Origin of the sequence: Niabella agricola (assembly GCF_021538615.1) — a bacterium.
Lineage (GTDB): Bacteria > Bacteroidota > Bacteroidia > Chitinophagales > Chitinophagaceae > Niabella > Niabella agricola.
Window position 1 is genome coordinate 3,101,785 of the sequence record NZ_JAJHIZ010000003.1, and the last position, 14,049, is coordinate 3,115,833.

A 14,049-nucleotide genomic window follows, 5' to 3' on the forward strand; every position below is an offset into this window, starting at 1 on the left:
AACCGGACCGGAGCACGCAAAACAATTGCGCCTTGATCACAGCGTTCTTATTGATGGTCAGGTGTATAGATTTAAAACAATGTAATGTTACATTCCGAGGCCTTTTTACGTTAAACGCATAAATAACGCGTATGAAAATTGGCTGCTGTATGGTCCTGCTGCTTTTTTATATAACCGGCTTGGCCCAGGAGCGAACCGACCCAGGAACTGGTATAAAGCTCAACCTGACAGCGGCGGCATCAGTTTTTGATTTTCCAACCCTACAGCTGGGTGTTGAGCAATACCTGGCAAACGACTTTAGCCTTTTTGCAGAGGCAGGGTACCAGTGCTACTCGTTCTTACCGCGGGATACCGCGTTTATAAAAGAAAAAGGGCTTAGAACCAATATGGAGATACGTAAATATCTGAAAGAAAAATCCCGTGGCAGAAAATTTTACGTGGGGGCTGCGCTATTTTACCGGGGTAATACGGCCAATGACTGGACCTATGACAGCATCATTCCGCGCCAAAGGAGTCGGCGGCAACCGGAGGTAGATGCTTTCTGGTTTAAGAAGCGCACATTTGGATGCAACATCATTACCGGGTTTGATTTCCTGTTTAAAAAATGGCTGCAGGTGGAACTGTATGCGGGCATCGGAATTAAAAAGACGGCCACAAAAGAGTTTGAACTGCAGGCAGGCCAGATCACGAATAAAGGAAAGGAAGATGTGATCGGGGCCATGCTTGCCCAGGACTATATGAGAAACGGATGGGGGCCTAATGCCACACTCGGAGTGCGGATCGGAAGATTTTTTTAGTCTTACAAAGGAAAATATTTTAAAATTTGATACTTGTTCCTTACATGCTGCGGCTGTACGTATAAAGAACAATGCCGGATTTGCTGTTTAAAGCTGGGATGATTTCCAAAAAAACTGTTTATGAAAAAACTTGCCTGTTTATTATTTGTTGTCGTTTGTTGTTCCTTAAAGAGTGTGAGCGCCCAGGAGGTACCACAAAAGTACCGGACCGCGCTAAAATTGAATTTGGCCGCAGCTGCTGATGAAATTTCTTTTCCAACGATCCGACTGGCGCTGGAGTACGCAATGAGCCGGAGGGTATCACTTTCGGGGGAATTGGGGTACCAGTTTTATTCAATTGAGGGCTATGCTGCCGATCCTGGATTTGCAAAAGAAAAAGGAATAAAGGCCAATATTGAGCTGCGACGGTATGCCCGCAGATCCCGTAGCGGGAATATATATCCCTCGCTTGCCGGTTTTTATACCGGGTTGAATTTTTTGTATGCGCAAAACCGGCGCAATTTTACAGCATACTATTATAAGAAAAGCAGCAGTGAGGAATATACAGACCGGTTTTATGCCCGGAAAACCATCACGGGATTAAATTTCGTTTTAGGGTATCAACTGCTGGTCAGCTACCCTACTTCATTAAAACCGGGTAAAACCCGTAAGTCTGAGCGGCTGCTTTTGGATCTTTATGGAAGCCTGGGACCGGCCTACCGGAATAATAAAAATTATAACCGGGAGTACAATGCCGCGTCTGACTCGTTACTGCGGTCAAGGCATCCGAATGTTTTTGACGGAATACGGAACTCGTATCTCGAAGAAAACAGCCACGTCACGTTTCGCCCGGCATTGGGTATCCGGATCGGGTACCGGTTATAGTTAGGCCGATATTAGAAAATAGCTTCCAGTTCCTTTAACGCGTAAACAGTATAGGTGGGTTTAAAATCCGGAAATTTATTGACATGGTTGATGTATACCTGGTCCAATCCCGCATTGGCAGCGCCCATAATATCGGCCTCCAGGTCATCACCCAGCATGATGCTTTCGTTTCTCCCTGCCCCGGTTGCCGCCAGTGCAAAATCAAAGATGGCTTTATTGGGCTTTAAACTGTTGGAGCCTTCGGAAGTGACCACTTTATCAAAATAGTGATTGATCTTCGAATTGTTGATCTTATGATGCTGTACATCTTCAAACCCGTTGGTGATCAGGTGGAGCCGGTAATTTTTGGATGTAAGGTATTCCAGGATTTCCACGGCATGGGGAAAGAGCATGTTGCGGGTAGGCAGCATTTCTAAAAAACGCTGACTCATTTCCTTGGCCAGTACTTCATCCCCTATTTTAAAATCGAGCAGCGACAACTGCATCCGCTTTACACGAAGGTCGGCCTGTTTGATAAAACCGTTCCGGTACCGGGCCCACAGCTTTGTATTATGCCCCAGGTACTGCCGGTAGAAGCGTTCGAAATCGTCAACGCCTCTGTCTTCAAGCTTTAATGTTTCATACAGGTCCTGCAAGGTCAGTTTCGCATTGGCATCAAAATCCCACAAAGTATGATCCAGGTCGAAAAAAAGATGTTTGTACTTCATGCCTGCAAGATACGAAAATGACCATCGCCGTTCGGCCGGCATCTATGTCATTCACATGAACTTCCAAACAGGAACAGACCCCGGTAATGGGTTACATCTTGCCAATGACAGATTGTATTGTTTATTGAAAACCAATTATAGTTTCGTCATGCCGAGCGCATCCCGCAACAGCGGGAGTAGTCGAGGCATCTCTGTGATACCGGACTGCCCGAAGGGACCTTTCGGCTTCCCTGCCAATGACGTATTATTTAAGCGATTGTATTTCAACGAACTTCATTCCATATTTTAAAGCCATTTTTTGTAAATATTTCTGTTCTCTTTCTTTGAGTTGTTGTTCATACTTATGAATGCCTTGCTCTATATATTGAGCTCCTTTTGTTAATAAATTATAGAATGCAGTAGCTATTTTTCTTGCCCCGGCTTTTATTGCTATGCGCGCCTCTTTTCTACTCTTTAGTTTCCTGATAAAGGCTCCAATAGCTATATACTTACTATTAAGCAAGGCCTGAGCTACTTCGCGGAAGGTTTGGCCTGCATTGGAGTGATTCTTCATTTTCGACTTCCTGCTTTTAGAACCGCTCTGGTTATGACCGGGACAAAGACCGCACCAGCTCACAAAATGCTTTACCGTTGGAAACCGGCTCATATCTGCCCCCACTTCTCCCAGTAGCTTTAGTAGTGTATAATCAGTGATGCCAGGAATGCAATTGGCATCTACGCCATAAATATTTAGTAATTTCTGGTGCAAATCGGTTATCATGGGTTTATGATGCCGTACCGGTTTGGCTTTATACTCACTTGCTACAAACTGTCTACCCTGCTCCAAATCACCTAGCAATGCTTCAATACGCTTATCAATACGCAGGAGTTGTTTTTGGTGCACCTTCCAAAGAATTAAATTTTGTTCCAGCAGGAATAACCAACTTTCATTGTAATGCCCTTCAAGTGCGTTTAAAACCGCATCTGCCTTCTTTTCCCGGATGCTTACATGGCAAAGTGCCAGTAATTTTTCTTTATTACGCTCTCCATTGATGATCGCCTCTATCATCCGTATACCGCTGGCACCATTAATTTGACAGATTACTTCTGTGAGTTTAATATTCATTAACTCCAATGCCTTTTGCATCTTATTCACATAGGTACTTCCCATACCAATAATATCTTCCCGCTCCCGAATCATCATTCGTAACTCTTTTAACTTGCCGGCAGGAATATAACTCTGGCGCACCAGACCGGCACTAAACATTTTTTGTATCCAACAGGCATCTTTTACATCTGTCTTTCTACCCTTTACCTGCTTTACTTCTTTGGGATTAACCAGGCATACTTCCATGCCCGCTTCTTCCAGCATCTGGTGCAGGGCTATCCAGTAAATGCCTGTGGCCTCCATACACACCCGCTGTACACCGTTAGCCCTAAGCTCATCGATACATTGCTTATAGCTGCCCGTAAAAGTCTCATAACTTTTTACGGTAATCCCATCCCAGCAAACAAAGATCTTTTTTGAGCCAATATCTATGGCGGCTGCATTTGCATTTTGTTGCTCAAACTCAATTACCTTTGACATAACTATTATCTTTAAAAGTTAGAAAATAGCAGGCTACAGCTCAAAGAGGTTCTGAAAAAAGGCAAGCTGCCAAACGGGAATACTGCCTCAACAGTATCACCAAACAATAATGGACCGTTCTTTGAAGCAAAACTCAGGGACAGGTACTTAGACACTAACCGATGTTACTGCTACACTGCTGTAGCCTGCTTTAATCAAAGATAATCCACGTCATAGACCCCAATAATTTTGATCCGCTAATGGTTAACTCAAGGTGACGAATGGGTATTTTGTCATTGCCTCATCGATTTTGTGCTCACAAATAGAGAACTCAGGGTAACTCAGCGCATGTTTGTCATTCCTCATTCGTGGTGCAGCCTGCCTTACATAGATAATATTATTATAACATTAAGGTAATAGTTCTGTTACATGGAATATGGAAATTTGAGAAACATAAATCAGAATGGCCCAACGCCGCATTGAAATAGCTGTTGTATCGGATCTGCATCTGGGCACTTATGCAAGCCGGGCAAGAGAGTTTACTGCTTATCTAAAGAGTATTGATCCGCGGGTGCTGATCTTAAACGGTGATATTATTGACGGATGGCAATTTAGTAAACGGTATTTTCCTCCCGATCATATTTCTGCGATCAAGGAGGTGTTTAACAAACTTTCGACGGGAACCCGGGTGATCTATATCACAGGTAATCACGATGATTGCATGCGCCGTTACTCCGACCTGGAACTTGGTAATTTTTTGCTTACTGATAAAGTGGTGATCGAGATCAATGGTAAAAAAGTATGGATCTTTCACGGGGACGTGTTTGATCATACCACCACGCGGCAGGCCCGCTTCTGGGGAAAGCTTGGAAGCAACGGTTATGCCACGTTATTGGTGTTTAACAAATGTATGAATGCGGTGTCTCATTTTTTTGGAAAAGAAAAGCTGTCGCTTTCCCGTAAGATCATGGAGCAGTTTAATAAGCGCATTGTAAACATTGATGCATTCGAAACTAAAATAGCAGCCCTGGCGATTGAGAAAAAATTTGATACGGTTATTTGCGGCCACATTCACCAGCCACAGAAAAAAGAAATGCGCACGGAAAAAGGGAAGGTCGATTATCTCAATTCCGGCGACTGGATGGAGCATATGACTGCGCTCGAATACTACGATAATCAATGGCGCTTGTATACCTATGATGAAAAAGAAATGAAAACAGAGCGCGCTGTAAAGGAGAAACCCAATGCAACCGTGCTGACCAACGAGATCGCTTTTTATTTACACGCATTATCCGATACGAACAATGAAAATTTTCTACGCCGTTCAGGCTACCGGTAACGGTCATATCAGCCGCGCAATGGAGTTGTTGCCTTACTTAACACAATATGGAACAGTTGATATTTTTTTGAGCGGTAATAACAGCAACCTGAAACTGGATGCGCCTGTAAAATACCGGAGTAAGGGTCTGAGCCTTTACTATACCTGTAACGGCGGACTCAATTACTGGAAGATCGCCCGGCACGTAAATCCTCTGGCCTTAAAAAAAGAGGTCCATGCGCTTCCGGTGGAAGATTATGATTTTGTGATCAACGATTATGAGTATATCACGGCTGCTGCCTGCAGATTAAAAAAGGTACCGTCTGTAAATTTCGGGCACCAGGCCAGCTTTCAAAGCAATAAAGTACCCCGGCCGGAGCAGGTAAGCCGATCCGGTGAATGGATGCTGAAAAACTATGCCCGCGGAGAACGCTACCTGGGATTGCATTTTAAGGCTTATGACGATTTTATTCTTACACCCGTTATCAAAAAGGAAATCCTGAAAAGCACGCCGGTTGATAAAGGGCATATCACCGTATACCTTCCCTCCTATTGCGACCAGGAGCTGCGTCAGATCTTTTCAAAATTTAAAGACCACCGGTTCGAAATATTCAGCCGGCAATCCGGCTCGGAGCGGAATGAAGGGCATCTGCGGTTTATTCCGGTGAACCGGCTTTTGTTCAACAAAAGTTTGATTTCTTGCCGGGAGATCATTACCGGCGGCGGTTTTGAAACACCTTCAGAAGCCCTGCACCTGGGTAAAAAAATAATGGCGGTTCCCATCCGCGGGCAATATGAGCAATGTTGTAATGCTGCAGCATTAAAGGAAATGGGAGTAATGACCCTCTCAAAGATCGGGGCAGACTTTGAACAGCAATTTGAAAAATGGCAACAGCAATACAAGCCGGTACAAATGGATTATAGCAGCACCATTCCGCAAAGCATGGAACGGTTGTTTGATTAATGAACGAATGTTAGTGGCCTGCTGCCGGCTTTTTTGAAAAATGACCTGCTGCTTTCTGTAACATTTTTCTGGTTACTGCGTGTAGTAGTTATGCAAACCTTTTTCAGGTCCTCATCTTATAGCCGGGCCATCCTATTTGTAGTATTATGTTTTTGCGCATTGAGTATTCATGCGCAACATTCGATCTCGGGAAAACTGATAGACTCTGCTACGGGAAAGCCTTTGTATATGGCCACCGTTACGGTGTTTAAAGCGTCGGATACCACAGTGGTCACTTACCGGTTGAGTGGGGAAGACGGCGCCTTTCGCATCCCGGGACTTGTGGCAGACCTACCCTACCGTGTTATTGTTTCGTTTACCGGCTATGCCGTATACCGAAAGGAATTCCAGCTGTCTGCTGAATCCAATCTAAACCTTGGAACGATTGCATTGCTGCCGGATGCAAAAGACCTGGATGAGGTACTGGTTGTTTCAGAACGGCCGCCGATGGTGATCCGGAAAGATACTGTTGAATTTAATGCCAATGCCTTTAAAACCTTGCCCAATGCACTGGTAGAAGACCTGCTGAAAAAACTTCCGGGTGTACAGGTAGATAAGCAAGGCAATATTATGGTAAACGGTAAACGGGTTAACCGGATCCTTGTAGATGGAAAGAATTTTTTTGGAAGTGATCCCAAAATGGCTTCCAGGAACCTGCCCTCCAATGTAATCGATAAAATACAGGTAACGGATGATAAAGACGAGCTGCTGGAAAACGGTGATGACAACCTGAACAATGTGGGTAAAGTAATCAACCTTACATTTAAAAAGGGGGTGAAAAAAGGGGTGTTTGGAAAGGCTTATGCCGGCGGCGGCGGCGGTATCAACGGAGGACGGTTTGAAGCGGGTGCGATCGCTAATATCTTCCGTGATACCTTGCAGGTAAGCTTGCTGGGATACAGTAATAACCTGAACCGGCCGGGTTTTGGCTGGAACGATCTGATGCAGACCGGTGGTTTGCGGCGCAACCGCGATGTTTCGGGCGGAGGCAATAACAGCAGCAACAACAGTAATTTTGGTTCTAATATTTCCATTAACGGCATCAATTTCGGTGGCATGTCGCGTCTGGGTGGCGTTACCGCCAGCAATGGCCTCGGGTTTAATCTGAATCACTCACCCAATAATAAAAAGGCCTTTTTTGCCCAATATTATTTCGGAAAAGTGCATACAGATGTGGAAACGGATAACAACACACGGATCTTTAACGGTGATACGGTTATTACCAACAAATCGCTTTACAATACTGTTCTTCGGGGCAATACACACACGTTTGGAGTGGGGATGAACTTAAAACCGGATACATTGACCACCATTACCGGAAATGCCAATTACATTATTGGCGGAGAAGACAACAGGAGCTGGAACAGCCAAAGTGGCATCAGTAATGTACTGGGCAACCTGAACAATGGAAATGTGGGGATCAATGGTGATACACGTAATCATATCCTGAGAGAGAACTTTTCGCTGACCCGCTTATCCCAAAGCAAGGCCGGACGTCGCATTTCTTTTGCGCAGGGACTCGTATGGAACCGGAAGACCTCAGACAGTTATACTGATGCGCTGATCCGCTATGCGTATCCGCGGCAGTTTGATAGTGTTACCAACCAACTAAGAACCGAGCGCATTCCTACCTGGTTTGCCTACGCCGGGATCAACTACCGGGAGCCGCTGGGCAAAAAATGGTTCCTGCGTGCCGGAACACGGTATGAGTACGAAAACCTGAAAAATAATGTGGCTACCTTTGATAAAGATGGCGCCATGTACGATCAGCGGAATAATGAGCTGAGCAGCCAGTTTTTACGCAACAGTAATAAATACCTGGTTAGTACCGGGCTTGAGTTTAAACACAATGGACTTGCAATCACTCCTGGTCTCCGTTACCAGTATCAGCGCTTTGAAAACAGTGTGTCCTATATTCCAGATCCACTGATCCAGAAACAAAGCAATGTGTTGCCGCAATTGGAAATTACCTATAAAAAATTGACCGTTAACTTTTCCAGAGATGTACAACTGCCCGATTATAATTATTTGATTCCGGTTCGCAATAATACCAATCCTTATGTGGTTAACCTTGGTAACACCCGGCTTTTACCGGCGATCATGAACCTGGTTTCGGTTAATCTGAATACGTTTAATCCTAAGAACAACCTCAATGTATGGAGTTGGGGCGAAGCATATATTGCCGATAATGATGTAGTGCAAAGCATTACTGTGGATGAAAGCGGTATCCAGACCATACAACCGGTAAATGCGAACGGAAGCAAACGGGTGGCCGCAAATTTTGGACTTAACCAGGACATCAAATACAAAAACAGTTTTACCTTCTCCTGGAACGTGGGCACCTGGACCGAGTATCGCATAAGCCCGTTCTTTTATAACCAGGCAGCCAGTACACAGCAGCGGCTGAACAGCAATATATGGAGCAATATCGGGTTTAACTGGAACGACAAGCTGGAAATAAACCCGGCCTATTCTTTTTCCTATATGAGTGTAAAGAATACCAATCCCCGGTTTACTCCTGCCCGTAGTTTTGATCAAACAATAGGCACAGAGCTGGTGATGCGGTATATAAAGCACGTGATCTTTGACACCGAGCTGCGGTATCTGAATAATAATGCCTTTGCAGATCCGCAATACCGGAGAATGTTTATGTGGAATGCTGGCGTGAATTTTACTTTCTTTAAAGATGAACGTGCAGTGCTGCGGTTATACGCCAACGACCTGCTGAACCAGACCCGCAATACCGATATTATTCCTTATCAAAATACGGTACGAACTACTTACAGCAATATTCTGGGACAATATTTCCTGGCGACGTTTACCTATAATTTGCGCCCGGCTGGTGCCAAGAGTAAAGTAGGAGGTGGCTGGTCGCTGTGGTAGGGATAAAAGATGAACTGTTCAATTTAAAATATAAAGTGATGATTGGCTTTATCCTGGGAATTATAAAGTTTCACTGAAATCATTTCTTCCGCATCCAGTATTTGGGGCTATGGAGGCCTCCGGTTTTATTTGGAGAAGAGAGAGGTGTCCACCACCGGACTCCCTGCTTTTACATTCAAAATTTTACATTGATTATTTTAAATACAAAAGGGCTGCTCTCCGGAGCAACCCCTTTGTAAATCGGACTTATACGTCCTATTTTATTTCAAAAACCGTATTTACTGTAAAGTTTAATTTGATCTTTTTAAAATCCAGGTCGGCGTCGCCTCCGGCCATATCAGCAGCTTCCGCCTTCATCGCATAGTTCCGGTACATTACGGGTTGCATCGGACCATCGCCCCCATCCTGTATTTCCAGTACATTACCCAAAGTGCCGCCCAATGCTTCTACCATATAAGTTGCTTTATCTTTTGCGGCTTTCAGCGCTTTTATTTTCAACTCTTTTTTCAGGTCCTCCATTTTGGAATAGTCATAACTTTGAATGCCCGTACTCTGAACGCCTTTGGAATCAACACTGCCCAGGATCTGGTCCAGCTTGTTCAGATCGCTGACTTTTAAAAGATACTGACGGCTTGCAAGAAAATCAGGACTCTTTTTCTTGCCGGTGGTATTAGCCCAGCTGTTCAGGTTACTGATGGTTAAATGTTCTTTGGAGAAGCCGGCTTTCTGAACTGCGGCAAACAGCTGGTTTTCCAATGAGGAAATATCTACTCTTTTTTTACTGTTACCGTTTTCAAAATACTCCTTTAGGGAAATGCTTACGTAGATAATATCCGGTGTAATCTCTGTTTCTGCGGTGCCGCTTACAGTAATCTTTCTTCTCAGGTCGGTGCTTTGTGCAGTTGCAGTTCCAAAAGCAACCATCGACAATAATGCGAATGCGAATAATTTTTTCATGTGTTTAAATTTTAATGAATCATTCAATGAATAAGGTTAATCATCTTAATGATGTAAAATGTTTTTGCGTTACACAAAGTGCTCTTTTCTTTAACGTTCTTTTTACAACTAAGTTGATACTGGTCAATCAGAATTTTTCGATAACGCCTAATCCGAACAATGCAAAATCATATCTAACCGGGTCTTCCGGATCAAGAAGCCTTAGCTGCCCCGATAACTCCAGGGCCGCCTGCCAGTCGTTATTCGGACGGTGCAGCAGGTTAAAATGACGCGCTACCCGCGCCACATGGAGGTCCAGCGGACATACCAACTGTGCGGGGCGGATCTTTTTCCATAATCCAAAATCCACCCCTTTTTCATTGCTGCGCACCATCCAGCGCAAATACATATTCAGCCTTTTGCAGGCGGATTTACGTTCGGGGGTGGCAATATGCTTTTGTGTACGCGCCGGGTAATGCGGGAAAGTCTTGGCATCAAAAAAAGACCGGCGAAAACCCACAAGTGCATTTTCCACGGTTGTATCTCCCGGTTGCAAATGTTTGCTGAACGCGGTTTGCAGCGATGGTTGTTTTTGGGTTTTATATTGATATTGTAAAAAGTCGAGAAAGTGGAACAGATCGGTTGCATTAAATGTTCGGTGCACGAAATGCACAAAGGGCTTCAGGTCGGTTTCCTCGAAGTTCATTACAAAATCGTACGGTGCCTGGTCCATTAGCTGCAACAAGCGTTTGCAGGAATTAATGATACTTTTCCGGTTGCCCCAGGCCAGTATTGCAGCAAAGAACCCGGCGATCTCAATGTCTTGCGAGGCCGAAAACAGATGCGGAATGGAAATGGGATCATCTGTAATAAAATCCGGCTGCTCATACAGGGCGGCCTTGGTATTTAGAAATTGTGCAAGGTTATCCTTGGACGAGTTTTTCATGCATCAGTTGTTCAAAGGAGTCGCCTTTTACAAAGGCGTATGTCTTCTTATTTAAATGATAAAATTTTAACCAGCCATTTTCGGTTAAGGCTGTAAGATCTGTACGTGCCGTTTCTTTTGATACACCAAAGCCGGACCGAAGTTCACGTATAGTAACAATTTTTTCAGGATCTTCTTTTATCCATTGGAGCGCGGCGGCTTGCCGGATATTCAGCCCTTCGATCCTGATAAAAGGATTGCTTTCTTTTTCTTTGTTCGTGCGTTGGAGGCTTTCCTTTAGCGACCTGTCGGCCATGCGCAGCGCCTGTATCGTAAAATGAATAAAATAACCAATATCGGCATTGGCTTGCGCCTGCAGGAAGGATTTTTGATACTGGGATCTTAACTTGACGATGATATTGGAAACAGCCGTATACTGCAACGCCCAATAGCCTTTCCGAAGCAGGTACCAGTACAGGAGCAGCCGGGCCATTCGCCCGTTCCCGTCTTTGAACGGGCGGATATACGTGACCAGGTACGCAATGATGCTGGCTTTAATTACGGGATGGATATAGAACGGTTTCCTGTCTTCATTTATAAACGCCTCCAGCCACTGCATCCAGTCCCCGATCGCCTTTGCATCAACCACTTTGGTAGCGGCGGCATCTTCAATACCGGAAATATCGTACTTATTATTGGTGCGGTACCGGCCGATACCCTTAAGTTTGATCGTATCCTTTGTAAGCTGCTGGTGCAGTTCCAGCAGCCTTTCCTCCGAAAAAGGTTCCTGCTCCCACTCGTTAATTTTTTGCAGGCACCTGTAAATGTTTACAACAACCTGTTCGGTTTCATTGGCCGTTGTTTTCTTTTTTAACAACAGCTCTTTTACCATTTTTTTTGTGACAGTGTACCCGGCCAGCTGGGCAGATGCCATGGCCTCATCCAGCAATGCGCTTACCAGGTAGCGGTGATCGTTTTTCTGATCCATTACTGCTACAAGGTCTTTACCTCCGGCGAGATGCACATCCAGATCGTGCAAAACGGCTTCCATATCATTGGATACAGACCAGGTGAAAATGGTACTGTGAACAGCAAGGGTTCGGGTAAATCCCTGGTCTCTGGCCTTCCTGGCTGCTTCCCATATTTCAGCATTGGAGAGGGTGTCCGGCTTCAGCGACATGTGCTGTACTTTTTCCCAATCGAGGTAGCTGTTGTTGATCTGAAGGATGGTTTGCAATAGCATTGTTTGTTCTGCTTCCGGTAATTCCCTGTTCATAAAATGATCTTTAATTGACCAATTGGCTGCAAGATAGTTGGTTTGGAGGAGAGAATGCTAATTTCGAGAGGATCTGAATGAAAAATTAATACAAGGTCTGTTCTGTTGAATCGTTCCGGAAACACGCGCGCCGGCGATATGCGTGATGCCTGGAATTTACAATAAATGAAAGGGCGCGGGAACTGTTCACTGCCTCCGGCGGGTCACGGGATTCCAACAAGCAGGAACGACCCCCGGTGCCAATGCTCCCCGGGCAGATCTCTGGTTCATCTTTGAAATCGGCAATATTGCCTCCGGCACATATCTGTAGCAGGTATTTAGCCGATGGCCTGCCGCAGGTCTTCGATCAGGTCGTCCACATCTTCAATGCCCACACTCAAACGGATCAGGGAGTCGCTCAATCCGTTCTTGATCCGCTCTTCCCTGGGAATGGAGGCATGCGTCATGGTGGCCGGGTGGTTGATGAGGGATTCTACGCCGCCCAAGCTCTCTGCCAGCGCAAAGACTTTTGTAGCGGTCAATACAGCTGTTGCAGCTTCCATGGAATCGTCTTTTAGCTCAAAGCTCATCATTCCGCCAAAATCGCGCATCTGCTTTTTTGCCACAATGTATCCCGGCTGATCTTCAAAACCACACCAGTATACTTTTTTCACCTTTTCATGGGCTGACAGGAATGCCGCTACCTTCCGCCCGTTTTCACAGTGCCGCTGTAATCGCACGTGAAGGGTTTTAATACCGCGGAGCACCAGAAAGCAATCCATCGGGCCGGGCACAGCTCCGCTGCTTTTCTGGATAAAGAATAAACGTTCGCGCAGCGCATCGCCGTTAAACATCAACGTTCCCATAACCACATCACTGTGTCCGCCCAGGTATTTTGTGGCCGAATGCATTACGATATCAGCTCCCAGGTCGATAGGATTTTGCAGGTAGGGAGAAGCAAAGGTATTGTCCACACAAAGCAGGGCGCCGGCTTTGTGTGCGATCTCCGCCACCGCCGCAATATCTGTAATATTCATCAGCGGATTGGTAGGTGTTTCAATCCAGATCAGCCTGGTACGGCCAGTTACGGCACGGGCTACCTGTGCTGTTTGCGTGGTATCGGTATATATAAATTTAATGCCGAAGTTTTCCCAGATCTTGGAGAACAGCCGGTAAGTGCCTCCATACATATCGTTAGCGGCAATAACTTCGTCCCCGGGTTTTAAAAGCTTGATTACAGTTTCGGTGGCGGCAACCCCGCTGCTGAAAGCCAGGCCATATTGTGCATTTTCCAGTGCGGCCAGCGATTTTTCCAACGCCGTGCGGGTGGGATTCCCTGCTCTTGAGTAATCATAGCCCTGGTGCTGGTTAGGGCCGGATTGTACAAACGTAGACGTTTGAAAGATAGGGGTCATAATGGCCCCGGTAGAAGGATCCGGTTCTACACCCGCATGGATAATCTTTGTATTCAGCTTCATGTTGATTTTTTATGACCCACAAAGGTAGGCATTGCGGTGGCTGAAACCATACAGCCGGCGTTCCGATTGATGCTTAATACTACGGAACGTTCGTAAATGCGCGTCCCGTCTAATTAAGAAAGACTTAACATTTTTTTTATGTGCCGGCTGTAACATCTGGAGAATTGTTGCGATTTATATATAGAAACGCGTTTTAATGATTCCGGAAGGGATCGAAAAAGTTAAAGAATGAGTTACGGTCACGAGAAAATTGGAGGTTTTACCCGGAGAAATCCGCCATTCACCCCGTTTCTTTGGTATTCTGCCACATACTGCTTGGCTGATGGTGCAACCCGAT

The 14,049-nt window shown here is 45.3% G+C and carries 11 protein-coding genes; 5 read left to right on the forward strand and 6 right to left on the reverse strand.

The window, feature by feature from the left end; genetic code table 11:
• Positions 1-131: 131 nt before the first annotated feature.
• Positions 132-797, forward strand: a complete 666-nt coding sequence (locus tag LL912_RS18390) for a DUF3575 domain-containing protein (RefSeq protein ID WP_235555066.1) — start codon at positions 132-134, stop codon at positions 795-797.
• A gap of 120 nt (positions 798-917) precedes the next feature.
• Positions 918-1,661 (forward strand): DUF3575 domain-containing protein, encoded by a 744-nt coding sequence (locus tag LL912_RS18395; RefSeq protein WP_235555067.1) that lies wholly within the window; start codon positions 918-920, stop codon positions 1,659-1,661.
• An 11-nt stretch (positions 1,662-1,672) separates the two neighbouring features.
• On the opposite strand, the gene LL912_RS18400 is transcribed toward LL912_RS18395, so the two are convergent.
• Together LL912_RS18400 and LL912_RS18405 are read right to left on the reverse strand one after the other, a co-directional pair.
• Positions 1,673-2,368, reverse strand: a complete 696-nt coding sequence (locus LL912_RS18400) for a YjjG family noncanonical pyrimidine nucleotidase (RefSeq protein ID WP_235555068.1) — start codon at positions 2,366-2,368, stop codon at positions 1,673-1,675.
• Positions 2,369-2,612: 244 nt separating this feature from the next.
• Entirely contained in the window at positions 2,613-3,935 is a 1,323-nt protein-coding gene (locus LL912_RS18405; protein ID WP_235551714.1) for an IS110 family RNA-guided transposase, read from the reverse strand.
• 442 nt (positions 3,936-4,377) lie between these two features.
• On the opposite strand from LL912_RS18405, the gene LL912_RS18410 reads away from it, so the two are divergent.
• The 3 genes from LL912_RS18410 to LL912_RS18420 all read left to right on the forward strand — a co-directional run bounded on the left by LL912_RS18410 (position 4,378) and on the right by LL912_RS18420 (position 9,118).
• Complete coding sequence (locus tag LL912_RS18410; protein ID WP_235555069.1) at positions 4,378-5,253, forward strand: UDP-2,3-diacylglucosamine diphosphatase; 876 nt, start codon at positions 4,378-4,380, stop codon at positions 5,251-5,253.
• The gene (locus LL912_RS18415) at positions 5,219-6,196 is read left to right on the forward strand and encodes a glycosyltransferase family protein (protein WP_235555070.1); all 978 of its coding nucleotides are present in this window, start codon (positions 5,219-5,221) and stop codon (positions 6,194-6,196) included. The genes LL912_RS18410 and LL912_RS18415 overlap by 35 nt, the downstream gene beginning before the upstream one ends.
• A gap of 159 nt (positions 6,197-6,355) precedes the next feature.
• The gene (locus LL912_RS18420) at positions 6,356-9,118 is read left to right on the forward strand and encodes an outer membrane beta-barrel protein (RefSeq protein WP_235555071.1); all 2,763 of its coding nucleotides are present in this window, start codon (positions 6,356-6,358) and stop codon (positions 9,116-9,118) included.
• Positions 9,119-9,373: 255 nt separating this feature from the next.
• On the opposite strand, the gene LL912_RS18425 is transcribed toward LL912_RS18420, so the two are convergent.
• The 4 genes from LL912_RS18425 to LL912_RS18440 all read right to left on the reverse strand — a co-directional run bounded on the left by LL912_RS18425 (position 9,374) and on the right by LL912_RS18440 (position 13,712).
• Positions 9,374-10,075: an SIMPL domain-containing protein gene (locus tag LL912_RS18425; RefSeq protein ID WP_235555072.1), complete on the reverse strand. Its 702-nt coding sequence runs from the start codon at positions 10,073-10,075 to the stop codon at positions 9,374-9,376.
• Between the two features lie 127 nt (positions 10,076-10,202).
• Positions 10,203-11,000, reverse strand: coding sequence for a TIGR02757 family protein (locus LL912_RS18430; RefSeq protein WP_235555073.1), 798 nt, complete (start codon positions 10,998-11,000; stop codon positions 10,203-10,205).
• Entirely contained in the window at positions 10,978-12,255 is a 1,278-nt protein-coding gene (locus tag LL912_RS18435; protein WP_235555074.1) for a Fic family protein, read from the reverse strand. Before LL912_RS18435 ends, LL912_RS18430 begins: the two co-directional genes overlap by 23 nt.
• A 317-nt stretch (positions 12,256-12,572) precedes the next feature.
• A complete protein-coding gene (locus LL912_RS18440) occupies positions 12,573-13,712 on the reverse strand; it encodes a cystathionine gamma-synthase (protein ID WP_235555075.1) in 1,140 nt (379 codons plus the stop codon).
• Positions 13,713-14,049: the final 337 nt, after the last annotated feature.

Coding starts and splice junctions, on each gene's coding strand:
- LL912_RS18390 (WP_235555066.1), top strand. CDS start 132: ATGAAAATTGGCTGCTGTATGGTCCTGCTGCTTTTTTATATAACCGGC.
- LL912_RS18395 (WP_235555067.1), top strand. CDS start 918: ATGAAAAAACTTGCCTGTTTATTATTTGTTGTCGTTTGTTGTTCCTTA.
- LL912_RS18400 (WP_235555068.1), bottom strand. CDS start 2,368: ATGAAGTACAAACATCTTTTTTTCGACCTGGATCATACTTTGTGGGAT.
- LL912_RS18405 (WP_235551714.1), bottom strand. CDS start 3,935: ATGTCAAAGGTAATTGAGTTTGAGCAACAAAATGCAAATGCAGCCGCC.
- LL912_RS18410 (WP_235555069.1), top strand. CDS start 4,378: ATGGCCCAACGCCGCATTGAAATAGCTGTTGTATCGGATCTGCATCTG.
- LL912_RS18415 (WP_235555070.1), top strand. CDS start 5,219: ATGAAAATTTTCTACGCCGTTCAGGCTACCGGTAACGGTCATATCAGC.
- LL912_RS18425 (WP_235555072.1), bottom strand. CDS start 10,075: ATGAAAAAATTATTCGCATTCGCATTATTGTCGATGGTTGCTTTTGGA.
- LL912_RS18430 (WP_235555073.1), bottom strand. CDS start 11,000: ATGAAAAACTCGTCCAAGGATAACCTTGCACAATTTCTAAATACCAAG.
- LL912_RS18435 (WP_235555074.1), bottom strand. CDS start 12,255: ATGAACAGGGAATTACCGGAAGCAGAACAAACAATGCTATTGCAAACC.
- LL912_RS18440 (WP_235555075.1), bottom strand. CDS start 13,712: ATGAAGCTGAATACAAAGATTATCCATGCGGGTGTAGAACCGGATCCT.